Genomic DNA, 948 nt, shown 5'->3' on the forward strand with positions numbered 1-948 from the left:
GCGTTCGGCTAACAATACAAATAAAGAGTGCAAGGCTCATCCCATTTCGCTCGCCACTACTTTGGGAATCTCGGTTGATTTCTTTTCCTGCGGTTACTTAGATGTTTCAGTTCACCGCGTTCGCTTCACTGGACCTATGTATTCAGTCCAGGATGACCCAAAAGGGCCGGGTTTCCCCATTCGGACATCTACGGATCAAAGCTCGTTTGCCAGCTCCCCGTAGCTTTTCGCAGGCTACCGCGTCCTTCATCGCCTGTGATCGCCAAGGCATCCACCACATGCACTTGTTCGCTTGACCCTATAACGAGTCTGTCTCGTTACAGGTTGAGTTCTCGCGTTGTGCCGTATTCCAAATTGAGTCAAACATAGAGTTCGAATCATCTTGAGATACATCGATACAATCACAACCCGGATAGTTTCCACGTCCATCTCAAAGACGCTTCCGCTATCCAAATTACTTACTTCTTCCAGATTGTTAAAGAACGACAGCCGATATCTGTTGATATCACTCTGACTGGCTCAATCGCCAATGCAAAATTCTCGGTTCAGTGTCTGAACCAAGCCCTTAGCGTTGGTGATTGGTGGAGGCAGACGGGATCGAACCGACGACCCCCTGCTTGCAAAGCAGGTGCTCTCCCAGCTGAGCTATGCCCCCATGAGTACAGATGTCTCAGGTGTGTACCGCCACACAAGACGGTGGTGGGTCTGGTTGGATTCGAACCAACGACCCCCGCCTTATCAAGACGGTGCTCTAACCGACTGAGCTACAGACCCCTGAGTCTGTCTTTAATTTACAGCCGATAAGCGTGAGCGCTCAACTATGCGAGAAGCTCTGGAAAGGAGGTGATCCAGCCGCACCTTCCGATACGGCTACCTTGTTACGACTTCACCCCAGTCATGAATCCTACCGTGGTGACCGTCCTCCTTGCGGTTAGACTAGCCACTTCT

The 948-nt window shown here is 50.8% G+C and carries 2 tRNA genes and 2 rRNA genes; all 4 read right to left on the reverse strand.

Going from position 1 to position 948, the window contains the following annotated elements:
* Positions 1 to 298 (reverse strand): 23S ribosomal RNA (locus CFB52_RS34020); the annotation flags it as partial.
* Positions 299 to 579: 281 nt separating this feature from the next.
* Positions 580 to 655 (reverse strand) — tRNA-Ala (locus tag CFB52_RS34030).
* A gap of 42 nt (positions 656 to 697) precedes the next feature.
* Positions 698 to 774 (reverse strand) — tRNA-Ile (locus CFB52_RS34035).
* A 62-nt stretch (positions 775 to 836) separates the two neighbouring features.
* A 16S ribosomal RNA gene (locus tag CFB52_RS34040) occupies positions 837 to 948 on the reverse strand; the annotation flags it as partial.

The sequence above is a fragment of the Burkholderia sp. AU18528 genome, from assembly GCF_002223215.2.
GTDB classification, from domain to species: domain Bacteria; phylum Pseudomonadota; class Gammaproteobacteria; order Burkholderiales; family Burkholderiaceae; genus Burkholderia; species Burkholderia semiarida.